This is a genomic window from Atlanticothrix silvestris CENA357 (genome assembly GCF_016056295.1).
Taxonomy (GTDB): domain Bacteria; phylum Cyanobacteriota; class Cyanobacteriia; order Cyanobacteriales; family Nostocaceae; genus Atlanticothrix; species Atlanticothrix silvestris.
On record NZ_JAECZB010000092.1, the window covers coordinates 38469 to 62971 of the forward strand.

18 protein-coding genes are annotated in these 24503 nt (G+C 40.1%); 17 read left to right on the forward strand and 1 reads right to left on the reverse strand.

Going from position 1 to position 24503, the window contains the following annotated elements:
* Nucleotides 1–40: 40 nt before the first annotated feature.
* On the reverse strand, nucleotides 41–1330 hold the full coding sequence (gene eno / locus I8751_RS22345; protein WP_214441293.1) for a phosphopyruvate hydratase: 1290 nt from the start codon (nucleotides 1328–1330) through the stop codon (nucleotides 41–43).
* Between the two features lie 328 nt (nucleotides 1331–1658).
* On the opposite strand from eno, the gene gloA reads away from it, so the two are divergent.
* The 17 genes from gloA (at nucleotide 1659) to I8751_RS22430 (ending at nucleotide 24452) form a co-directional block, all read left to right on the forward strand.
* Nucleotides 1659–2090, forward strand: a complete 432-nt coding sequence (gene gloA / locus I8751_RS22350) for a lactoylglutathione lyase (RefSeq protein WP_214441294.1) — start codon at nucleotides 1659–1661, stop codon at nucleotides 2088–2090.
* A gap of 273 nt (nucleotides 2091–2363) precedes the next feature.
* Nucleotides 2364–5006, forward strand: coding sequence for an ATP-dependent chaperone ClpB (clpB, locus tag I8751_RS22355; protein ID WP_214441295.1), 2643 nt, complete (start codon nucleotides 2364–2366; stop codon nucleotides 5004–5006).
* Between the two features lie 258 nt (nucleotides 5007–5264).
* Complete coding sequence (locus I8751_RS22360) at nucleotides 5265–5906, forward strand: class I SAM-dependent methyltransferase (RefSeq protein WP_214441296.1); 642 nt, start codon at nucleotides 5265–5267, stop codon at nucleotides 5904–5906.
* 274 nt (nucleotides 5907–6180) lie between these two features.
* Nucleotides 6181–8163, forward strand: coding sequence for a molecular chaperone HtpG (gene htpG, locus I8751_RS22365; RefSeq protein ID WP_214441297.1), 1983 nt, complete (start codon nucleotides 6181–6183; stop codon nucleotides 8161–8163).
* 277 nt (nucleotides 8164–8440) lie between these two features.
* Nucleotides 8441–8677 carry a 50S ribosomal protein L28 gene (gene rpmB, locus I8751_RS22370; RefSeq protein WP_214441298.1) on the forward strand — a complete coding sequence of 79 codons (237 nt, stop codon included), beginning with the start codon at nucleotides 8441–8443 and terminating at the stop codon, nucleotides 8675–8677.
* A 491-nt stretch (nucleotides 8678–9168) separates the two neighbouring features.
* A complete protein-coding gene (gene hpsA, locus I8751_RS22375) occupies nucleotides 9169–14094 on the forward strand; it encodes a hormogonium polysaccharide biosynthesis protein HpsA (protein ID WP_214441299.1) in 4926 nt (1641 codons plus the stop codon).
* A 16-nt stretch (nucleotides 14095–14110) separates the two neighbouring features.
* Complete coding sequence (gene hpsB, locus I8751_RS22380) at nucleotides 14111–14872, forward strand: hormogonium polysaccharide secretion pseudopilin HpsB (protein ID WP_214441300.1); 762 nt, start codon at nucleotides 14111–14113, stop codon at nucleotides 14870–14872.
* A 50-nt stretch (nucleotides 14873–14922) separates the two neighbouring features.
* On the forward strand, nucleotides 14923–15927 hold the full coding sequence (hpsC, locus tag I8751_RS22385) for a hormogonium polysaccharide secretion pseudopilin HpsC (protein ID WP_225894335.1): 1005 nt from the start codon (nucleotides 14923–14925) through the stop codon (nucleotides 15925–15927).
* Nucleotides 15928–15965: 38 nt separating this feature from the next.
* Nucleotides 15966–16613 carry a pilus assembly FimT family protein gene (locus I8751_RS22390; protein ID WP_214441301.1) on the forward strand — a complete coding sequence of 216 codons (648 nt, stop codon included), beginning with the start codon at nucleotides 15966–15968 and terminating at the stop codon, nucleotides 16611–16613.
* Nucleotides 16614–16818: 205 nt separating this feature from the next.
* On the forward strand, nucleotides 16819–17790 hold the full coding sequence (gene hpsE, locus I8751_RS22395; protein WP_214441302.1) for a hormogonium polysaccharide biosynthesis glycosyltransferase HpsE: 972 nt from the start codon (nucleotides 16819–16821) through the stop codon (nucleotides 17788–17790).
* A gap of 13 nt (nucleotides 17791–17803) precedes the next feature.
* The gene (gene hpsE / locus I8751_RS22400) at nucleotides 17804–18811 is read left to right on the forward strand and encodes a hormogonium polysaccharide biosynthesis glycosyltransferase HpsE (protein ID WP_214441303.1); all 1008 of its coding nucleotides are present in this window, start codon (nucleotides 17804–17806) and stop codon (nucleotides 18809–18811) included.
* Complete coding sequence (locus I8751_RS22405; RefSeq protein ID WP_214441304.1) at nucleotides 18804–19802, forward strand: glycosyltransferase; 999 nt, start codon at nucleotides 18804–18806, stop codon at nucleotides 19800–19802. Before hpsE (I8751_RS22400) ends, I8751_RS22405 begins: the two co-directional genes overlap by 8 nt.
* Nucleotides 19803–19839: 37 nt before the next feature.
* Nucleotides 19840–20409: a type II secretion system protein gene (locus tag I8751_RS22410; RefSeq protein WP_214441305.1), complete on the forward strand. Its 570-nt coding sequence runs from the start codon at nucleotides 19840–19842 to the stop codon at nucleotides 20407–20409.
* A 32-nt stretch (nucleotides 20410–20441) separates the two neighbouring features.
* Nucleotides 20442–21089, forward strand: coding sequence for a TIGR04282 family arsenosugar biosynthesis glycosyltransferase (locus tag I8751_RS22415; protein ID WP_214441306.1), 648 nt, complete (start codon nucleotides 20442–20444; stop codon nucleotides 21087–21089).
* A gap of 286 nt (nucleotides 21090–21375) precedes the next feature.
* The gene (hpsJ-B, locus tag I8751_RS22420; RefSeq protein WP_214441307.1) at nucleotides 21376–22218 is read left to right on the forward strand and encodes a hormogonium polysaccharide biosynthesis protein HpsJ; all 843 of its coding nucleotides are present in this window, start codon (nucleotides 21376–21378) and stop codon (nucleotides 22216–22218) included.
* A gap of 96 nt (nucleotides 22219–22314) precedes the next feature.
* The gene (locus tag I8751_RS22425; protein ID WP_214441308.1) at nucleotides 22315–23211 is read left to right on the forward strand and encodes a glycosyltransferase family 2 protein; all 897 of its coding nucleotides are present in this window, start codon (nucleotides 22315–22317) and stop codon (nucleotides 23209–23211) included.
* A 464-nt stretch (nucleotides 23212–23675) separates the two neighbouring features.
* Entirely contained in the window at nucleotides 23676–24452 is a 777-nt protein-coding gene (locus I8751_RS22430) for a DUF502 domain-containing protein (RefSeq protein WP_214441309.1), read from the forward strand.
* The last annotated feature ends 51 nt before the right edge of the window (nucleotides 24453–24503 follow it).

The following is a 24503-nucleotide window of genomic DNA, read 5'->3' on the forward strand; positions in this document are numbered from 1 at the left end:
TGCCATTGTTTACTCATCCCTAGCTCCTAGTCCCTACTCCCTACTTTGGCCCTAAACCTACAACACCAGCATAAACGGCGCGATCGCCTAGTTCATCTTCAATGCGTAACAAACGATTGTATTTTGCTACTCGTTCGCTGCGACAAAGTGAACCTGTCTTGATTTGACCGGCACGGGTGGCTACAGCTAAATCGGCGATCGTTGTATCTTCAGTTTCACCAGAACGATGGCTAATTACTGACCTAAAACCGTTACGGGTTGCTAAGTCAATTGTTTCCAAGGTTTCAGTCAAAGAACCAATTTGATTTAGTTTAATCAAAATGGAATTACCTGCTTTTTCTTGGATGCCTTTTTGCAAACGCTTAGCATTAGTAACAAACAAATCATCCCCTACCAGCTGCACCCGCGAACCTAACTTTTGGGTAAGCAATTGCCAACTTTGCCAATCTTCTTCGTGCAAGCCATCCTCGATTGACACAATGGGGTACTGATCAACCAATTGTCCTAAGTAATCAATAAACTCTGTCGGGTCATGAGGCTTACCATCATAGACATACTGCCCATTCTTGTAAAACTCACTAGCTGCTACATCCAACGCCAAAGCCACTTGTTCTCCTGGTTTGTAACCAGCTTTCTCAATGGCAGCAACCAATAGTTCTAAAGCTACCTGATTAGATTCTAGATTAGGAGCAAAACCGCCTTCATCGCCTACGCCAGTGAGTAAACCTTTATCATCCAAGACTTTGCTAAGAGTGGCAAAAACTTCTGCACCCCAGCGTAATGCTTCCTTAAAAGAAGGCGCGCCGATGGGGACAATCATAAACTCTTGAAAATCCACGTTGTTTGATGCGTGCGCCCCACCATTAATTACATTCATCAACGGTACTGGTAGTAAATTAGCTAAAGGCCCACCCAAATAGCGATATAAGGGAATTGCCAAAGAATCAGCACCAGCCTTGGCAGCTGCTAAAGAAACCGCCAAAATTGCATTAGCCCCTAAATTGGACTTGTTAGCCGAACCATCTAAGGCAATCATTGTCCGGTCTAGTAATTCTTGGTCGAGGGCATCCAAGCCTAACAATTTGGGAGCAAGTGCCTCTTGGACGTTCTTGACCGCCTGAAGTACTCCTTTGCCTCCATAACGGCTTTTATCGCCATCACGTAGTTCATGCGCCTCAAAAGTGCCAGTAGAAGCACCACTGGGAACCTGCGCTAGTCCCACAACACCGTTAGCTAAATGTACTTCTGCTTCAATTGTTGGTCTACCCCGTGAGTCCAGAATTTCGCGCGCAGCGATCGCTTCAATTGCAGTATCTAGAATATTATTCATCAGTCCTTTATCCTTTGTTCGAGTGCGTTTTTACTGTTGATTACGTACAAGTCCAGTGGCTTCACCCAATCGCTAGCATAGGTGTTTAATCCACTTTGTCGGCTGAGATTAAAGAAGATTTCCAGAGTTTGGGTAAATCGATGGCGGATGCGTGGACTTTGGATTTTGAATTATTTTTTGGTTAAAAGTCAACTGAAACTTTGAGTTGGGTAAAATGATGCGGCAACTTGCTGTATTGAGGTTCGGCAGATTCTCAACCTTGAGACTTTAAGCTTTGTAAAATGTTGACAGATAACAATACTGAACTGAGTACAGAAAAAAGGTCAATATGCGACTACTACACACAATGCTGCGAGTGGGCAACCTTGAAGAGTCCTTGAAATTTTACTGTGAAATCCTGGGAATGAAATTACTGCGAAGAAAAGATTATCCAGGAGGAGAATTTACCTTGGCTTTTGTTGGCTACGGCGATGAAAGCGACAATACAGTATTAGAACTAACCTATAACTGGGGAGTGGAAAAGTACGAATTGGGTAATGCTTACGGTCACATTGCCCTTGGTGTTGATGATATTTACGCTGCTTGTGCAGAAATCAAAAATCATGGTGGTAAAGTTGTGCGCGAGCCAGGCCCCATGAAACATGGTTCAACGGTAATTGCTTTTGTGGAAGATCCAGATGGATATAAAGTTGAACTGATTCAATTGGCTAACTCCTCATCAGAGGCAGAAAATCATCAACGGGAAAAGGTGAAAGGATAACATTACCCATAACACTGTCTAGCAAAGTAACCTCATAACCGTGTTTTCGTTTTAAATTAGGGAATAGGTCAGAGTCGAACTCTCACCTATTCCTAGTCCCAAACTGCAACCGCAGATACACGCGGATGTACTCTAATCATGTTTGGATAATTATTTGAGGAGTGTGGGGAATAAAAACTGACAACTGACAACTGACCCGCGTAGCGTCATAAAACATACCAAATCTTTACACTAAACTTCCAAATCTAAAATCTCACATCAAAAATCGTAAAGATGCAGCCTACAGATCCTAATAAATTTACTGATAAAGCCTGGGAAGCAATTGTAAAATCTCAGGATATAGTCCGTGCATATCAACAACAGCAATTAGATGTTGAACATTTAATCATTGCCCTGTTAGAAGAGCCTACCAGTTTAGCAATCCGTATTCTGGCTAGAGCCGAGGTCGATCCCATCCGCTTGCAACAACAACTAGAAGCATTTACCCAACGTCAGCCCAAAGTGGGCAAAAGCGATCAGTTATATCTCGGTCGTAGTTTAGATGTGATGCTAGACCGAGCCGAAGAAGTCAGAGAGAAAATGAAAGATGGTTACATCTCCGTAGAACATATCCTCTTAGCTTTTGCCGAAGACGATCGCATCGGCAGACGGGTACTCAAAGGCTTTAATGCGGACAACATCAAGCTAGAAGCTAGTATTAAAACTGTACGTGGCAGCCAAAAAGTGACAGATCAAAACCCAGAATCCCGCTATGAAGCTTTACAAAAATTTGGTAGGGACTTGACAGAACAGGCAAAAGCTGGGAAGCTCGACCCAGTAATTGGCAGGGATGATGAAATTCGTCGGGTAATTCAGGTGTTGTCCCGGCGTAGCAAAAATAACCCAGTCCTGATTGGTGAGCCTGGGGTAGGTAAAACAGCGATCGCCGAAGCATTAGCCCAGCGCATGGTCAATGGTGACGTTCCCGAATCTTTAAAAAACCGCCAGTTGATTTCTTTAGATATCGGTAGTTTGATTGCTGGAGCTAAATACCGGGGTGAATTTGAAGACCGTTTGAAAGCTGTACTCAGGGAAGTTACGGAATCTAACGGTCAAATTGTTTTGTTTATTGATGAACTCCACACCGTTGTTGGTACTGGTTCCAGTCAACAAGGAGCAATGGATGCCGGAAATTTGCTCAAACCAATGCTGGCGCGGGGAGAACTGCGTTGTATTGGGGCGACAACTTTAGATGAGTTCCGCAAACACATTGAAAAAGACGCAGCCCTAGAACGCCGTTTTCAGCAAGTATTTGTTGATCAGCCCAGTGTGGAAAACACTATTTCCATTCTCCGGGGTTTGAAAGAACGTTACGAAGTTCATCACAACGTCAAAATTTCTGATTCGGCATTAGTCGCTGCGGCCACTTTGTCAGCGCGTTATATTAGCGATCGCTTTTTACCAGATAAAGCCATTGACTTGGTAGATGAAGCAGCCGCCCAGCTGAAAATGGAGATTACCTCCAAACCAGCCGAATTGGAAACCATTGATCGCCGCTTGATGCAGCTAGAAATGGAAAAGCTGTCATTAGCTGGAGAAGAAAAAAGTATTTCCCCAACTAAAGAGCGTTTGAATCGAATTGAGCAAGAAATCGCTGATTTGACGGTCAAACAGCACGAATACAATGATCAATGGCAAGGCGAAAAACAATTATTAGAGGCTATCAGCACCCTGAAAAAAGAAGAAGATGCCCTGCGGGTGCAAATTGAGCAAGCAGAACGTGCCTATGATTTGAATAAGGCTGCCCAATTGAAGTATGGCAAATTGGAAGGAGTACAGCGCGATCGCGAAGTCAAAGAAGCCAAACTTTTAGAAATTCAAAGCCAAGGTTCTACCCTGCTCCGAGAACAAGTTACCGAAGCCGACATTGCCGAAATCGTCGCCAAGTGGACAGGAATTCCCGTTAATCGCCTTTTAGAATCAGAACGACAAAAATTACTACAACTCGAAAGTCATTTACACGAACGAGTCATTGGACAACAAGAAGCGGTAGCCGCAGTATCAGCAGCAATTCGCCGCGCCCGTGCAGGAATGAAAGATCCCAGCCGTCCCATTGGTTCATTTTTATTCATGGGGCCAACTGGCGTGGGTAAAACTGAACTCGCCCGTGCTTTAGCTCAGTTCCTCTTTGATTCTGATGATGCCTTAGTCCGGCTGGATATGTCCGAGTACATGGAAAAACACTCGGTTTCTCGCCTTGTGGGAGCGCCTCCAGGATACATTGGCTATGAAGAAGGTGGTCAGCTTTCTGAAGCAATTCGCCGCCGTCCCTACTCTGTAGTGTTGCTTGATGAAGTTGAAAAGGCACACCCAGATGTGTTTAATATTTTATTGCAAGTGCTAGATGATGGTAGAATTACGGACTCTCAAGGCAGAACGGTAGATTTCCGTAATACTGTGATTGTTATGACTAGTAACATAGGTAGCGAATATATCTTAGATGTTTCTGGTGATGATACTAAGTATGAAATGATGCAAACAAGAGTGATGGATTCCCTGCGTTCGCACTTCCGCCCCGAATTTCTCAACCGTGTAGATGATATCATTATCTTCCATACACTCAGTCGCTCAGAAATGCGGCACATTATCCGCATTCAACTCAAACGGGTAGAAAATCTCCTGCAAGAGCAAAAAATCTCCTTTGATATATCCGCCGCCGCCTGTGATTACCTCGTGGAAGCAGGCTATGACCCAGTTTACGGCGCACGCCCCCTGAAACGGGCAATTCAGCGAGAAGTAGAAAATGCGATCGCTACCAAGTTGTTGGAGAATACTTTTATCTCTGGAGACACAATTGTGATTGACAAAGGAGAACAAGGGTTGACTTTTAGTAAAAAATTGTCTGTTAAAGTCTCAGTTCCACAGATTACAACATAAATATTAGAATTGAATCTTTGCGTACCTCTGCGCCAACCTTTGTCTTAAAAAGTTGTTCATGGGCGAAATCCCCAAGACTACACTTTTCGATGCGCTCCTCTGCGTTTAAAAATAATATTTTTAAACGCAAACTGTACTAAGACATAGAAAGAATAATGATAATTTGCTTGTCATGTTAGTTGAACCAAGTTTTTGGGGAAAACTTTAATTGTATACCCACCATTTTTGTCATTCCATCAGGTTAGACAGGCAATTTTTATGCAATTAATAACATCGTTAGATCTTAGGAAATCAGAGTATTTATCAAAAGATCGATTCATTAGTTATCATCACCAGTTACGGTTGATATTGACACTTGGCAATCAGGTAAAGAACATTCTCGAAGTTGGGATTTTTAACTCATTCTTAACAGATATCCTCAAGCGAAATGGCTATCAAGTATCTACTGCCGATATTGATCCAAAACTTGAGCCAGATATAGTTTTAGATCTGACAACTGATTTTTCACTGCCAAAAGATAAATTTGATGCGATTGTACTTTTCCAAGTTTTGGAACACCTACCTTATGAACAGTCAGAACAAGCGCTGCAAAAGCTTGCAGAAGCAACTAAAAAGTTTTTGGTAATTTCGCTACCTTATAATACGCAATTCTTGGCACTCCAGTTCAGGTTTTCTTATATACAAAGATCAAGATATTTATTAATGAAAATGCCAAGATTTTGGAGTAGCAAGCCAATGTCTGATCAGCACTACTGGGAAATTGGACTCAAAGGATATCCTAAAAAGCGAATTTTAAACTCCATTGCTAAAGCGGGATTAACACTCAAGCAAGAATTTATCGATCCTGTTCATCCATATCACTACTTTTTCGTATTGGAGAAAAATAATAGTAATACTTAAATACCAGCACCAACTAGGGTAATATGCATTTAATTTGTATACTTACAACTTGGTAGACGTATCTCCCATCAATTATATAAAGGTAGGGAAATCCGAATCGTCTCTAGGGGGCAAACAATGCAGAAAACTAGGAGCGATCGCCTAAACTATACCTTTAAAATCCTAATTGGTATCATGCCCTCTCATATTCTTCGGGTTTATCTTGGAAAATGGAGGGCTGTGGGATGTTTGCCACAAACATAATTTCAAATACTTACATCGAAGATTACCAATCATGCTAGAACAAGGCACTATCAGTATTCATACTGAGAATATTTTCCCAATCATCAAGAAGTCGCTCTACTCAGACCACCAAATCTTCTTGCGGGAATTGGTATCCAACGCTGTAGACGCAATTCAAAAGCTAAACATGGTATCCCGCGCCGGGGAATATGCGGGAGACATCGGTGAACCAGAAATTCAAATCGCTATAGATAAAGATAAAAAGACCCTCTCCATTACCGATAATGGCATTGGGATGACAGCAGAGGAAGTTAAAAAATACATCAATCAGGTTGCTTTCTCTAGTGCCGAAGAATTTATTCATAAGTATCAAGGCAAATCAGACCAACCAATTATCGGTCACTTTGGTTTAGGCTTTTACTCCTCCTTTATGGTGGCGCAAAAAGTCGAAATCGATACTCTCTCCTACCAAGAAGGCGCGCAGGCTGTTCATTGGAGTTGTGATGGTTCCCCACAATTCACCCTAGAAGATTCAACCCGCACAACTCGCGGTACTACCATCACTCTCACCCTGCAAGGAGAAGAAGAGGAGTTTTTAGAAACAGCACGTATTCAAAATCTTGTTAAGACCTACTGCGATTTCATGCCAGTACCAATTAAAATGGATGGCGAAGTCTTAAATAGGCAAAAAGCACCGTGGCGTGAGTCTTCTAATAACCTAACTCAAGAAGATTATCTAGAGTTTTATCGCTACCTATATCCTTTTCAAGAAGAACCACTGTTGTGGGTGCATCTAAATACTGATTATCCCTTCATCATCAACGGGATTCTGTATTTTCCCAAAATGAGACCTGATGTAGATGTTGCCAAAGGGCAGATCAAGCTATTTTGTAATCAAGTTTTTGTCAGTGACAACTGCGAAGAAATTATCCCCCAATTTCTTATGCCGATGCGGGGTGTAATTGATAGCACTGATATTCCCCTAAACGTATCACGTAGTGCATTGCAAGGCGATCGCACAGTAAAAAAAATCGGCGATTATATAGCCAAAAAAGTAGGCGATCGCCTTAAAGAACTTTACCGCGACAACCGCGAACAATACATCAGTGCCTGGAAAGACCTTGGTACTTTTGTCAAATTTGGTGTTCTCAACGACGAGAAATTCAAAAAGCAAATCGAAGACATCATCATCTTCCGTACCACAGCAGAGAAAGTAGAAAATAGTGAAACTGCTTCAGTTCAAGTTCAATCTAATGAAGATGATGCTTGGCAAGATGTTACACCTTCTTCTGACTCCCCAGCCGCCACTTCTGGCTCTCCATATACCACTCTGAAAGAATACTTAGAACGTAATAAAGAACGCCACGAAAACCGGGTTTTTTACTGCACTGATGCAGCTACTCAAGCTACCTACGTAGAACTACATAAAAATCAAGGCTTGGAAGTCCTGTTTATGGACTCCTTCATCGACACCCACTTTATAAACTTCTTAGAACGGGAATATCAGGATGTCAAATTTACACGGGTAGATTCCGACTTAGATAATACCCTGCTAGAACAAGACAAATCTGGGGAAATAGTTGATCCCAAGACAAATAAAACCCGTAGTGAGGTCATCAAAGAACTATTTGAGAAATCCCTCAACAAACCTAAAGTAAATATCCGCACCGAGGCTTTGAAATCTGAAGATCCTCAAGGCACACCGCCAGCGATGGTACTATTACCAGAAATCCTCCGCCGCCTCCGCGAAATGAACGCCATGATGCAGCAGCAGAATGCAGAGTTTCCTGAAGACCACATTTTGCTAGTCAATACTGCTCATCCCCTAATTCAAAATCTGGCGAATCTCAGCCAAGGCAGTATTATTCAAGGTGATGGACAATCACCAACAGCGCAATTGGTAGACATGATTTGCCAACACGTTTATGATTTGGCGTTGATGTCTCAGAAAGGTTTTGATGCTGAAGGCATGAAATCTTTTGTTGAGCGCTCAAATGATGTACTCACCAAGCTGACAGAACAAGCTAGCAAGTAGTTAAAAAGGCGGTTGGAAACCGCAACTACACAAACAAAACCCACCTTCGTGGGTTTGGAAACCCTAACTTTTTTAGTCCGCGCAGGTGGTCACTGAGCCTGTCGAAGTGCCGACTTTGTTTGTGTAGCCAAGTCAGTGCGTTGGGCGGCTCTGCCGACTTGAAGCAACTGGCGCGCGAATCCATTCGCCAGGGCTTGAGTTGATTCTGCCCTTTCTGTTGTATAAGCCCCTAAAATAGAAAGGCTGTACTTAAATCATCATCTGGAGATACTTTTTTATGTCTCGTCGCTGTGAACTAACTGGTAAAAAGGCAAATAACGCCTTTGCAATTTCTCACTCTCACCGCCGTACCAAGCGCCTTCAACATGCCAACCTTCAATCGAAGCGGGTTTGGTGGGCAGGTGGAAATCGCTGGGTAAAACTGAAGCTGTCTACCAAAGCCATCAAAACCTTAGAAACCAAAGGCTTGGAAGCAATGGCTAAAGAAGCTGGGATTAATCTAAATCATTACTAAGCTTCTCAACCAAAGCATGGACTCTCAACTTTAATTCCTGGACGTTTGCCTAGGTTTAAGAATATTTACTACAGAAGCCTCCCCAAATTGGGGAGGCTTTAAATTTATGTATGTTATTTTGCTCTCAATTGATATGTTTTCTTAACAGATGGGTACTCTAAGCTTAAATCCGCTAACTATATCTTCATAAACTGACACCTAGGTAAAATACATTTTTGCAAAGTTAATGTGAAGTTATTCATCATCATCTAGGAATTACATAATTTTGAAAAAATCAGTATTTTCCAGAAAATCTAAAATCTTAACAAATGATATAACTTAAGCAAACCATTCTTGATATTTTGATATTGCATTTGGGAGTTAGTTAAACAGGGTAGATAGTTACATAAACAGAATTTTTAATTTATGTCTGGAAATTACTTCTACAGGCATAATTTTTATTTGTCCAAAAAGGATTTATCCGTGATCAACCATTTGACAGGAAAGTAGCTATGTCTTTAAAACGCCAGCTATTCAAGACAATACAAAAAGTCTCAAAATATCTAAGTAAAAGTTTTTTATATGCAATTAAAAAACAAATTGTTTGGTTATTGCGAACCTTATTTATTACTAAAAGACGGCGAGGTTCGGTAAACGCTGGTTTTGTGTTGCCAACAGTAGTAATGGTATCGCTAGTAGTTGTACTGCTGACCACGGCAATTTTATTTAGGTCTTTTGAACGGGCAAAAAATGCTAGTAACGTCCGGGTGAATGAGGTTGTTATCAACGCTGCAACTCCAGCAATTGATCGCGCTAGAGCCAAGCTAGATGCTCTATTTGGAGACCCAACACTACCACGGGGAACACCTTCTGATAATGCTTTATATGATGCTATCAAAAAAGATAAATATCGGCTTGGTGATGAGACTCGTTTAAAGCTGGCTTTTGACATCAATGGCGACAACACTATTCAAGTTGGTGCGACAAATAATAACGGTACTCCAAGCGACCCAAGCGACGACTTTATAGATGACGATGAAACACTAAAAACTGCTTGGAAATATGCAGTTGATACAGATAATAACGGTAAAAAAGACACACTTACTCTCTATGGCATATACTTTCACACACCTAAAACCAACTCTAGCGGGGTATTTACTCGTGAAAGAAGTTCCCTGGAAGCTAGAACCCCACCAATGGATAATGATTCTGGAAATCCCAACTGTCCAAATGCTACTGGTTTTTCTAGTTTGGTGGGTAATTCAAGTTGGTATAAGTTAAATAGCGGTAATTTGGGTAAAAGTTTCTTTGTTTATACCGTTAATGTACCAATTACTCAACAGATGTACAATAGTCTGCCGACTAGTACTACATTGCCAATTAATAGCAGCAATTCAGAAGCATACAAAGGTAATAAAGGTGTTATTGCACTAGAATTTCAACAAGATCGTACACGTATTCCTCTTACCAACAACGCGGTTTGGTTTGATAATGATTTAGAAGTCATAGTTGGTAGCACTACCTTATTGTTGAATGGCAGAGTTCATACTAATAGCAACTTGTTGGTAGGGGCAATTAACAGTGGTGGTAATATAACTTTTAGGCAAGTTAGCAGCAAAAAATCCTGTTTCTATAATCAAGAAAACGGGCAAATTATTGTTGGAGGAAATGTAGGTAATGGTAGTCTTTCTCAAACTGGCACTCAAGATGTAACAGCTGACCTGTATAGAGGTTTTGGGAATGCTATAAGTACTACCAATGCTGTTATTAACGGTACTAATAAATCTACAAACAGCGCTGGTGGTGGCGCAATTGGATTCAATGATGCTGCATATAATCAACGCATTGCAAGGATGAAAGAGGATGCAATCGCTTTATGTACCACTTGTAATAGTGCAACTAGTTCTAGCGCCTTAGTAACGGCTGTTAACGGCAGTGGCTACCCAGATGAAGTGAAAAGGAATGTTGCTAGTAAAGTACAGAGTGGTGACGATAGCACTACAGCTAAAAATTTTTTATATGACGAAATAGAAATTTATTTACGAAATCGTACACGCCGAGTACCCTTTGCAGAAGCAGCATCAAATGCGACTCCAGCAACCATACTCTCTGCGTATACCACTACTATCACTGTTAGCTTAGATCCTCCACAAGCTTGGAGGGAGCCACTAAACTCAAGCAACCAGTTCACGGGTGCAACCAGTATTACTGTTACTCCAACTCAATTAAGAGCAACACATCCAAATTTACAAAAGAAAGAAGCTGTTCAAACCGAATTAGGCGATCGGGTTTTTATCGGTAACAACCTCCCTGCTAAGTGGCTACAAGATACTCAATATGTTGGCTCAGAAGCTAACCAATTCATCTCCAGTAGTGGTTCGGCAGTTAACTGGACTAGAAATGGCACAGAATCACAGAGACAAAGATGGCGTAATACGCAAATACAGCCACTTGCCGATCTAGGTATATTCAACCGCAACGGCTTTTGGGAGGAAAGTGCCGCAAAAAATCCTGCCAATGATTTAGATAGTATAGGTGGTGTCAGGATTATTACTGGTGCAGGTATTTATGTAGATGATGGAGCTACTAATATAGTAGGTGGTACATCTTCTTATGCACGTAGTAATTCTTTCTTAAATTCACCACCAGCCCCAAATCCTTTACCACCTGGGACTCCAACCCCTGATTATATTTCTGTTTGGCCAGATACCATGCCGATGACTAGTCCAGAACCTTTAAACACTAGGCAAGGCGATCTGCTAATGCGGGCTACAGCCGTCTATCATTACAAGATAAGCAATGGTACTGATCAAACCCCAATTGCTTGTGTAAGTAGCTACTATGACCCAACAACTGATGTTACAAGTAAGAATAAAAGCGGTTTACCTTGGAATGCTGCTACTGGCGGTAAATCTAACAATGGCATTGTCTATGATTTTCCTGGGAGAAACGCCTTTACGACAAATAAAGCGCTTCTGGTACGACAAAGCAAATTGATATTTCCCAATGGGCGTTGGGCTAATGAACCCTTGCAAGATGCCCTAGCAAAAATTGGCAGTGGTACTACAGTACCCAGTACTGGTTTACAACTAACTGATTATTCAGCAATTGATACAGCGCTTTGTGCTATTTCGATTCTAGACCCTACAACTGCTTTCGTTAGCACTCCCACTAATCAGCCTGTTCATGGCGCAATCAAAGAAGCAACCTTTTTAGACGCTAGGGAAGCAAAGCAAATTGGTGCATCAAGCACATCAACCACCTACGACCTAGACCTAGAACAGCGTCAACCATTAGAAATTCGGGTAACAGACATTGATTTAGGTTCCATAGCCACTACTGCAATTAGTACTGAATATCTGTTGCCTTATAGTGGCATTATTTACGCAACTAGAGAAGATGCTTTGCGTGATGAAAGTGACATAACTGCTCAAAAAGATTTACTCAGTCCGACCGATTTTCAGCTTGACCCCAAACGCCGCCCAAATGGCATACGCCTAATCAACGGGGCAACTTTAGCCAGAACTACTACGAATGCTTTCAATACCAGAGAAAAAGGTCTAATTCTGACGACAGATTTACCCGCTTATATCAAGGGTAATTTCAACTTTCATCGCACAAGCACAAGTAGCACTACAGAAATTGAAGAATTTACAGAAACAGAGCCAACTACCAACTTTTATGATCGCGCCACTCCTAACAATAGCTTTGCCTGTCGTCCAGGAAGAACTGGCTGTCCTACAGGTAGTGGTGACTTTTGGCGACCTGCAACAATTATTGCCGATTCAATGACCTTACTTTCTGATAGTTTTCAAGATGGTTTCCGTACTGAAGGGGACTATGACCTGAACAATAACACTGGTATTGCAGTTGAGGTTAATGATACAAGAAGACAAGATCGTCTAAAAAATGGTTTTTGGGAAAATAATTTTGCCACTAGTACAGATTGGTGGCAAACCAGCGGAGGTAATAAGAATTATCCCAAAACGAGTTTAGGCTCTTACACAGCAAACGGAGTAACACCCATTCAGCGACGAGTTGATACATACCCCATGTACGTCATGGAAATTTGCCGTCAGTTGCCAGTTTCAGAGTGTGATAATAGTTCTCCAGACCTTACTAAACATTGGGTAATTGGGTTTGATATTAATGGAGATGGTGTTTTAAGTGCCAATTCACAAACTTACACAGTAAACGGTAGTAATATCCAGCTTGTTGAAAAAGACATCAAAACCTATCAGTTAGGTCAAGCCATTGCTGCTGCTGCTGGTTCTACTACTGCTACTACAACTGCACTATCAAATTGGACTACTGCATTCTCTTCCGCTTTCCCATCAAGTTGGTACATTGGATCTTCTTGTAGTACCAGTGGTAGTACGACCACATGTAGTAAAAGTATTAGAGAAAGACTTGGAGCTGGCGATACAGGTGATAAACAAGCTTTGGTTGCCACAGAGCGTCGTTATCCTCGTCGGGTTGCCTTTGCGCGTGACAACACTAATAACCTAGTTCAGGTTAGTAGTATTTATAAGCCTATGGGGGTGGGTTGTCCCTTAGATACTACTGGCATTACGTATGCCAATAATGGATGTATTCATGCTACCAGTAGCTTAGTAGAAGGCACTCATTACGGCAAAAAGGGAAACAGCGCTCTCTGGTTTAGAACAAAAACTGTTTCTAGTACCGATCCGACTGCAATTGCTAATGCAAGTTACGGCAACAGCGAGTTCCTATTCTACTCTGCTCCTACCGCTACAGATGGTCAGCCACTCTTAGTGCCAGTTTTGCAGATTCATGACGCAAGCAATACCTCTAGCATCAGGAGTGACGGAACAGCACAAAACAATTTTAAGGATAGATGGATACAGCAAGCCGCTAGCACTACTACTAATGCAACATTCGTATTAGGAAATAGCCCTGCGAGACCAGAAGAAACCTCATCAGGTTTGCAAAACTTTGTGCGGTTCTTAGAAAACTGGGGCAGTATCACAAGCAAAATTAGTGGTAGCTTTATTCAATTGAAACGGAGTAACTACGCCACAGCACCACTTGCACCTATTCTCACCGCCAAATCAACAACTACTGCAACAGCGAGCAATAATCTCAGCTTTTTTGACTACGCATTAGATACTTACCCAACCTCTAACCTCTCTGGTCTATTACCCTTCTACAATCCACCAGATAGACAGTGGGGGTTTGATGTTGGTATTTTGTCAGAACAACCTGACCTATTTGCCCAAAGATTTACCTCCCCCTCAACAGATCGTCCAAATGAGTATTTTAGAGAAGTTGGTCGAGATGATACCTGGGTGAAAACTTTGCTCTGTGCTGGAGAAGCTAATGATAATACTGGTACTACATCAGGAGCAACTTACACAACACCTGCTGTTCCTAATGAATATCGCTCAGGCTGTCCTTCAATACCAGCAGATAGTTAAATTAGGGTGAATTGCCATGATGATTAGCAAACAAACAAACAAACAAAGGTTAAAGACTTTTGATTTAGGCAAGATAACCCTATTTTACCTAGTATATACCGAAGGTGGTTTCACTATTATTGAATCTTTGGTAACGATACTTGTTGTGAGTATTTTGCTAGCTGCGATCGCTCCGGTTATTGCCTTGTCAGTGGCAACCCGTGTACAGTCTCGAAGAGTAGAATTGGCAAGTCAAGCTGCTAGATCATATATCGATGCGGTGCGAACTCAAAAAATTCCAGCCCCAGCCCCCCCTGCTACTAACACTAGTCTCTCAGTAATTCCTGCACCTACAACAGGTAGTAGCTTTAACTGTACGGTAAACTCTTACTGCACATCGACAACTACATCAACTACCCCTCCAACAAATTTGTACTGCATAGATTTTGATGGTAGTGGCAGCTGTGAAAGTTCAAGCGTCACAGATATGGTTGTGCAGGCTTTTCGCCCTACTGTTGATCCTACTGGTACAACAGCCCCTGGTAAGACAGGATACGCTCTAGGAGTTCGAGTGTATAGAGCAGATGCTTTTAAAAACAACAATACTCTCTCTAGAAATAACGTTACAGGTAACAACGAAAAAGTGACACAAAATACTTTCACAGCAGGTGCAGATGATCGGCGTAAAGCACCTTTGGTAGAAATGACAGCAGACATCAGCGATACTGTGCCCACATATAATGACCTGTGCGCTCGTATACCTACTCCCAATTCTAGTGTCACCAAAAGTTGTTTGTAACAATTCAATATTAATTATTTGGTATCTGTCAGCATAAGGGAAACAGTAGCATGATGAGTTCACTAAAATTTATCCTGAATACTCAATTAAAACGTTCTGGCATAAATAACACAAATAGTGGCTTTACCCTAATTGAGCTATTAGTAGCAATGATTCTAGCGTTCCTAGTTATCACACCTTTAATGGGGTTTATGATTAGCATGATGGATAGCGATCGCAAAGAACAAGCAAAGGCAAGTACCGAGCAAGAAATACAAGCAGCATTGGATTATATGGCTCGTGACTTGCAGCAGGCAGTTTACATCTACGATGCTGATGGGTTGACGAGAAATAGCAACACTACTACTATTTCTAGCTCAGGGATTCAAGATCAAATACCACCAGTTAAAACAGCTACTAACTGTAACGATTCAGCTGTTTGTAAACCAATACTAGTTTTTTGGAAACGTGAATTTTTACCCAATAGTATAGGCATTAGCGCCAACACCCAGACTAGTGCCACTCTCACAGATGATGGTTTTGCTTATTCATTAGTAGCTTACTACTTAATCACCAATCCAAATAAGGCAAATCCGAATTGGTCTAGAGAAGCGCGGATCGGTAGATTTCAAATTCGAGGTCAAGTGGCCGCAGCTACTGCTAATACTACAGGAAGAGGTAGTGATCCAGGGTTTAATAAACCACCACTAGATAAAATCGGTGCCACACTCAAAGAAAAGATGAATCAGTGGCAAGCGGCATCTGCTAATTATGATCAACCTGTAGTTACTTTAGTTGATTACGTTAGCACTACTGCCCCTGGTCTTACAGTTAACAGCAGTGTTACTGCTACAGCTTGTCCTGGTTTGAACCCTACTCCCAAACTTGTAGGCAGTCAAACAAGTGGGTTTTTTGTTTGTGTTGATGCCCCAGAAGTTTTAGCACAAGTATACTTAACAGGCAATGCACTTGCTCGTGTGCAAGATAATGCCCTAACTTACGCTGATAGTAAAAGAAATTATTTTCCTAGCGTGAATATTCGGAACCAAGGACGTGGATACTTATTTACTAAATAGGCTCTACAAATCCTTTAGTTAACCAATCAAAAGGTATTATGCACAGAGCAGATTTATCAATTTTAAAAAACAATAATCACAAAGGTTTTGTCTGGTCATCATTCTATGGGTCTAAACACCTTCAACTAGATACCGGATTTAGCTTAGTAGAAGTTATAGCAGTAGTGCTGATGATTGGAATTTTAGCAGCGATCGCCCTTCCTAGTTGGTCAGCTTTTGTCAATCGACAACGACTTAATAAAGCTAACGACGCTGTTTTGGCTGCAATACAGAATGCACAGACAGAAGCTAAAAAGAAAAAACTTAGCTACAGCGTCAGTTTTACAACTGATAGCAACATCATCAAAACTTCTATTTATCCCACTACTTCTACGCCTAATTGGCAAAGCTTGGATGGGGACTTACAAATTCCAAACGGAGCCGTGTTATTGGAGACAAATATTGCCAGTCCCAACACAGCTGGTACTACTTATACTAGTGTGTATAATGCAACTAATAAATCACAAACAATTACCTTCGACTATCTGGGAACTCTACCAAATCCTAACTTTGGCGCAATACCAACAGGTTCGACAGAGCCACCCGGTTTAAAAATCATTGTAGCTGCGAATAATGTCAAGCGATGCGTCATTGTAAAAAGTCTTTTAGGAGCCATGATCACAAGAAAAGACAGTGAGTGCAATTAAAAAATGGTGTTTTTAGCAAAACTCAAGATAAATCCGGTAAAATACGGTACATTAAACTGCATTTTGATAGCAGAATTGTGACATCAGGTGCAGTTTTTTATTTTAAGTATTATTATTTACTATTAGCTAAATAGCTACATAGTAAATAATGTTATATTTTTAGCGATCGCTAAGCATTACTCAATAAAAGTATGATTTTATAAAGATGACTGATAACCTTGATTTTACTGTAGCAATACCAACATACAATGGTGCAAGTCGTTTGCCTGAATTACTGGAACGACTACGAAATCAACTTGACACCGAAAACTTTTCTTGGGAAATTATCGTTGTAGATAATAATAGCACTGACAATACAGCAAAACTTGTTCAAAGTTATCAAGAAAACTGGCAATGCCCTTATCCCTTAAAATATTGTTTTGAAGCTAAGCAGGGAGCAGCTTATGCCAGAAAAAAAGCAGTTGAAGTTGCCTTGGGTAAACTAATAGGTTTTCTGGATGATGATAATTATCCGGTATCAAACTGGGTAGCAGCAGCTTATACTTTTGCTCAAAAATATCCTCATGCTGGAGCTTACGCTAGCCAAATTCATCCAGATTGGGAAGTAGAACCATCAGAAAATTTTCGGCGAATCATTCCCTTTTTAGCAATCACAGAGCGCGGAGATATACCACTGCTGTACGAACCAAAAAAAAGACTATTACCTCCTTCTGCTGGACTTGTTGTTCGCCGCCAAGCTTGGTTAGAAAGTGTACCAAGTCAACCTATTTTAACTGGTAGAGTAACTGATAATATGCTTACTAGCGAAGACTTAGAAATGTTATGCTACCTCCAAAAATCAGGATGGGAAATTTGGTATAATCCCGAAATGGAAATTTATCATAAGATACCTAATACAAGATTACAAAAAGATTATTTAATTCCATTTTTTAGAGGTATTGGACTTAGCCGTTATGTTACCAGAATGGTAAACGTCAAACCTTGGTATAAGCCTGCTGTTGTTGTAGGTTACATGATTAACGATTTACGTAAAATTATTTTACATTTACTCAAATATCGCACCAAAGTAAAACATGATTTGGTGATAGCTTGTGAAATGCAATTATTTTTAAGTAGTCTAATTAGTCCTTTTTACCTTTGGAAAAAAGGATATTTAAAATTAAATACTAGTAAATAAAATTTATCAATTTATGAATGAATTAGCAATTAAAGAATTAGATTTCACAGTTGCCATTCCTACATATAATGGAGCAAAACGCTTTCCTCAAGTTTTAGATCGGCTTTTGACACAGACCGGACTAGAAAAAATTAATTGGGAAATCATTATTGTTGATAATAATAGCTCTGATGATACATTTGAAATCGTTCAGAACTATCAAGAAAAGTGTAAATCGCATAATAATGTTAAGTTAAAGTATTGTTTAGAAACACAACAAGGAATAACTTTTGCAAGACTCCGGGCTGTAAATGAAGCTAAAGGAAAGCTTATCGCATTTTTAGATGATGATAATTTACCTGCACCGGATTGGGTTTTGCAGTCTTATATTTTTGGTCAAGAACATCCCCAAGCTGGTGCTTGGAGTGGTCAAATTCATGGTGCTTTTGAAGTAAAACCGCCAGAGAACTTTTCTAGAATCCAGGCTTTTCTAGCTATTAGAGAACACGGACAAGAAACATATTTATTTGATGCAGATAAATTAATCCTTCCTCCCGGTGCTGCATTAGTGATTCGGAGACAAGCTTGGTGTGAAAGTGTTCCTCAACAATTAAGCTTGAAGGGTAGAATTGGCAAATTAATGATTAGCGGAGACGACTTAGAAGTACTCCTACACTTACACAAAGCAGGCTGGGAAATTTGGTACAACCCTGTAATGCATGTTGAACATCAAATACCACATTGGCGATTAGAAAAAGACTATTTAATGAATCTAGCACGCGGGTGTGGGCTGTGCATTTTTCAGTTACGGTTAATCAACGCTAAAAATTGGCAAAAACCAATACTTTTTTTCAAAACTATTTTAGGTAATCTGCGCCGAATTTTATTTCATCTCATTAAGTATAGAGGGCAATTAAAAAATAATATAATTGCACTATTTGAAATTGAATTTTATTTGAGTAGTATGTTAAGTCCTTTTTATTCATTAATTTACTATTTTAATCAACTTGCAGTCAGCAATACCAATACAACTTATGACTGATATAAGTCAACAAATACCAAAAATTTCTGTTGTTATACCTGCTTACAATAGTGAAAAAACTATTAAAGCAACAATAGATTCTGTCTTAAACCAAACGTTTACAGATTTTGAATTAATTATAATTAACGATGGTTCACAAGATTCAACTTTAGATATTGTCTCACAAATTCAAGACTCTCGTATCAAAATATTTTGTTTTGAAAATGCTGGTGGAAATGTTAGTCGTAACCGTGGACTACATCAATCAGTTGGGAAATTTGTGAGTTTCTTAGATGCAGATGATATTTGGACACATGAGAAATTAGCAAGTCAATTTAAGGCTTTGCAGGAAAATGTAGAGGCGAAAGTTGCTTATAGTTGGACTGATTATATAGATGAAAATGGTGTTTTTTTATTTTCAGGTACACATAACATTTATAATGGAGATATTTATGAAAAATTACTGGTAAATAACTTTTTAGAGAATGGTTCCAATCCGTTGATTTATAGAGAAGCTTTAATTGAGTTAGATGGGTTTGATGAATCACTCAAAGCTGCTCAAGATTGGGATATGTGGTTACGATTAGCTGCCCAATATAATTTCGTAGGTGTACCATCTGTACACATTTTATATCGAGTTAGTGCTAGTTCATTGTCTACTAATCTTGTCAGGCAAGAACAAGCTTGTCTACAAGTGCTGGAACATGCCTATAAAGCCAGACCATCAATAGATAAAAACATTTGGTATCTAAGCCTAGCAAATCTCTATAAATATCTAACTTGCAAAGCTCTCCAAAAACCATATTATCGTCGTAAAGGTGTAATTGCTGCTTTATTTTTATGGAAGTATTTTCTTAACGATGCTTCGAGACTTCAGCGGATAAGCTTTACTGTCAAATTGTTATTTAAAATCATTATCATTTTGTTTTTGCCTGCTACTTTATCTACAGCGTTACTTACAAGCTTAAAAACAGAATCGAATAAACTTGAGTTTTCCTCAACATCTGGATGAGGTATAGGAATAAATAATTAACCGCAGATAAACACAGATGGACGCAGATAAATCTGTACCTAAAGAACATTTAATTAATAAAAATAATTGTTTTAAAAATTGCTCTAATAGCGGTTTCACGTTAGTAGAGATGTTAGTAATTGTGATGATGATTGGTACATTAGCTGCTTTGGCAATACCTAACTGGCTGGCTTTTGTTAATATTCAGCAGCTTAATACGGCACAAAATCAAGTTTACCTTGCTATGCGTCAAGCCCAAAGTCAGGCTACCAAAGAAAAATTGACTTGGCAAGCCAGTTTTCGTGAGCAAAACGGTATTATTCAATGGGCAGTTCATCCTGCTACAGTTAACCCATCGGGTTTTTATTGGAACAATCTAGATTCCCATGTGTTTCTTGATCCTGAAACAACTTTGCCATTGTCAAATGGAATACGCAAACTTCAATTTGACTACAGAGGTAACGTTAATGTATTCAGACGAATCACGTTATCTAGCAAATATGGTGGTAAAGCTAAACGTTGTGTCTATATCTCCACACTTTTAGGAGCAATGCGAACCGCAAAAGAACATACTAGAGCTAATAGCGACGGTGACTATTGCTATTAAGATATTTTAGGTAACTAAAATTAAGGTATTGTGTGCTGAAACCATCCAAAAGTCTCAAGCAGCACCTAATTATTTTCACTCGCTATCCAGAATCAGGAAAGACAAAAACCCGACTCATACCCGCTTTGGGCGCTGTTGGCGCTGCTCATCTGCAACGAGAAATGACTGAACATACAATATCTCAGGTTAAAGAATTACAAAAAGCAACTGATATATCTTTAGAAGTGCGGTTTAGTGGTGGTGATTTGCAGTTAATGCAAAATTGGCTGGGGCTTGATTTAGTTTACCATTCCCAAGGTGAAGGGGATTTAGGTTCGCGGATGGCGCGATCGCTTTTCGATGCCTTTCAATCTGGAAAAGAACAAGTAATTATTATCGGTATTGATTGCCCTGAAGTAAATTGCCAGATTCTTACCAAAGCCTTTGAACAACTACATACCTGTAATTTAGTGCTTGGCCCAGCCATTGATGGTGGCTACTATTTGATTGGTTTGCGTCGCCTCATCCCAGAATTATTCGTTAACATCGACTGGGGAACCTCTCAAGTATTGCAACAAACTGTGGACATTGCTGAGGAACTTAATCTATCACTTGTATACTTGCCTCCTTTAGCTGATGTTGATTTTCCAGAGGATCTGCCGATTTGGGAACGAGTTGCTCAGAACCAAGTTAAGACATGAAGTAAACAAACTCAACGTGTCCACTTTTGCTATTTTTAGCTTCTTCAACTCTTAACCCATAACTACCTTCGTATATTGAAACACCTAGAATTTCCTGAAGACACCCAAGATAACAAATGCTACCGTGGTGTAGTTTCAAACGAAAAGGCAGAAAATTTTAACCAGTATTGCATCTGCTTTTTTCCATACAACAGGTTAGTTAATGGAATAGGCAGAGTCATGGGAACAATATTCAAGTAACTTTAAATAGGACAATTACTCTGATCTACCACAAGTTTAAACAACTATGACTAAACGTTTTGCCTCTTTGAACGCTGCCCTCACACTAAAGGTGGTGGGAATCATCTTAATTTTGTCCTTTTTGCTTGACTTTTTGATTCTTTTATTACCTTTCCAGCCAACTGATAGAGCATGGCAAATCAATCTAGCAACAGCACTAGTTGATAGAGGAATTGTGCCTCTAGTCGGTTTAGGGATGTTATTCGTTGGCTATTGGATGAATGAAGCTACTAGTGATGGCGATCGCCCACAACCCGTAGACTTAAGATTTCCCGCCCTCATACTATCCAGTATTTTAGGTTTAATCTTCTTGCTGATTTTTCCCCTGCACCTCAACAATGTGCGTCAAGCTAGCGCTCAAACAGTAAATCAAATTAACCAAGATGCTGAGCAGGCAGAAAATCAGCTTAAAAACCAACTATCCCAATTTCAAGCCCAACTCAACAACGACCAAGGAAAAGCTCAGTTAGAACAACTGCGAAACCAAGCGAGATCTCAGTTTAGCGAACTGCTAAAAGATGATCAAAAATATCAACAAGCGCTTAATAACCCTCAAATTCCTCAAGCGCAAAAAGAATTACTCAAGAAATTTAAAGCAAATCCCCAAGAACTTGACAAATTTATTGCCCAGCAAACAGATCCTCAAGGATTGGCAAATCAAAGATTGAGTCAAATTCGTCAGCGTAAGGAAGAAGCTGAAAAACAAGCTAAAGACAACGCTTGGAAATCTGGTTTACGGATTGGTATTAGCAGTCTGCTGTTGTCTATCGGTTACATTATTATCGGCTGGACAGGATTACGGGGTATGGGTGGCTTACAAAGTAGTGGACGTAAAGCAACCGCACGTTAATTCTCAGGGGAGTCGGGAGCAATGGGGAAAACTAAACTCATAACTCCTCATTCCTCACTCCTAACTTTACTATTAACTATTAACTAAAACTTAGAAATGTTCTCAATTTACATACTCACATATAACGAAGAATTAGATATTGCTGCTTGTATTGAGTCGGCGATGCTGTCAGATGACATTATTGTTGTGGATTCATGCAGTAGCGATCGCACTGTAGAAATTGCTAGTCGTTATCCTGTACGCGTTGTCCAACACCCATTTGAAAGCCACGGACAACAACGCACTTGGATGCTAGAATCTATACCCCCAAAATACGGGTGGGTCTATATTCTCGAAGCCGATGAACGCATGACACCAGAATTGTTTGCTGAATGCGTACAGGCAAGTCAAAATTCAGACTACATTGGCTACTACGTTGCTGAACGTGTAATGTTCATGAATCATTGGATTCGCTACAGTACCCAATATCCTCGTTACCAAATGCGTTTGTTCCGTCACGGTAAAGTCTGGTTTACAGACTACGGTCATACTGAACGGGAAGTTTGTGAAGGTGTCACCAGTTTTTTAAAGGAAACCTATCCTCATTACACGTCTAGTAAAGGTTTGAGCCGCTGGATTGAGAAACATAACCGTTATTCTACAGATGAAGCCAAGGAAACTTTATATCAATTACAACAAGGTAAAGTTAACTGGCGAGATTTGTTCCTAGGCAAGTCGGAAGTCGAAAGACGACGCGCCCTCAAGGATTTGTCGTTGCGTTTACCCGCTAGACCTTTACTACGCTTTTTATATATGTATTTTATCTTAGGTGGCTGCCTAGATGGACGTGCTGGTATGGCTTGGTGTACATTGCAGGCATTTTATGAATACCTGATTTTACTGAAAGTTTGGGAAATGCAGCACCTACCAACCTCTAATTTAGAAGCAAAAATATCTCCGGGCGTGGAAGTACATAACACGGCTTCAACAACCACAAAAGTTGATGCAGTTTAAGCAAAATAAAAATATCCACCAAACATTTTTTATCCAGACTACTTATTGAGCCTGAATTATTTTAGTGCGGATGATAAATTAACATTCTTAACATAACTTTTTCAGAAAAGTCACTCCTCCTTAAGTGCAGTTGATTTACTAGTCAAAACCAATCATCTGTCGACCCTGTAGTGCTTTGGGAATCATAGGCAGCTTTTGATGGAGCGCGGTAAGATTAGTAATATCCCAAAGACTTGCAACAATCATTTACAAGTCGTACAAAGAAAAGTAACATTCTCAAAGATAAGCCAGCCATCATTTTGGTTGATAAGTGTCAATATGCGCGATTGTAGAAAAATAGCTGGTTTTTCAGCAGTTAGTGTGTATTTTCATGGTATTGACCCAGATGCTTGCAGTTTTGGGTAAAAGCTTGGGGTAGAAAATGCCACAAGTCATGTCTTCATAAATGGACAAATCTGCTGGTTATGAATACCAATAACAAACGTTCCACTAGCCTAGAAAAGGAGAATACGGGCTTGGGAATTAATCGCTTAAAACAGGATTTAAAAAATGACCTGATTGCTGGTTTGTTGGTGATAATTCCGCTAGCAACCACTATCTGGCTAACAATTACTATTGCCAGTTGGGTCATCAATTTCCTTACCCAGATTCCCAAACAACTAAATCCTTTTGATGGGCTACATCCAATACTAGTAAATATACTTAATTTAGCAGTAGGACTAGCCGTACCACTACTGAGTATTCTCTTAATTGGGTTGATGGCTCGAAATATTGCTGGGCGGTGGTTACTAGATTTTGGTGAACGGTTATTGCAAGCAATTCCCTTAGCTGGTCAGGTATACAAAACCCTAAAACAACTTTTAGAAACACTACTAAAAGATTCTAATAATAGGTTTCGTCGGGTAATTTTAGTAGAGTATCCCCGGCGTGGAATGTGGGCGATCGCTTTTGTAACGGGTGCAATTAGTAGTGATATCCAAGCTCAGATGTCTCGCCCGATGCTAAGTATCTTTGTTCCTACCACTCCAAACCCAACTACAGGATGGTATGCAATAGTTCCAGAGGACGAAGTAGTAAACCTATCCATGTCGGTAGAGGACGCTTTTAAAGTAGTAGTTTCTGGTGGTATTGTTGCTCCGAACACATCCCTACCTTCGTTAATTATTTCTTCTAAAGAACACAATCTAGAAACACCCACCCTAGAAACCAAACGCCCCATCATTCCTGTAGAAGAAATTTAAACTTCAACTCAATCCGGTAAATTCACCAACAATATAGATAATATGGTTGTC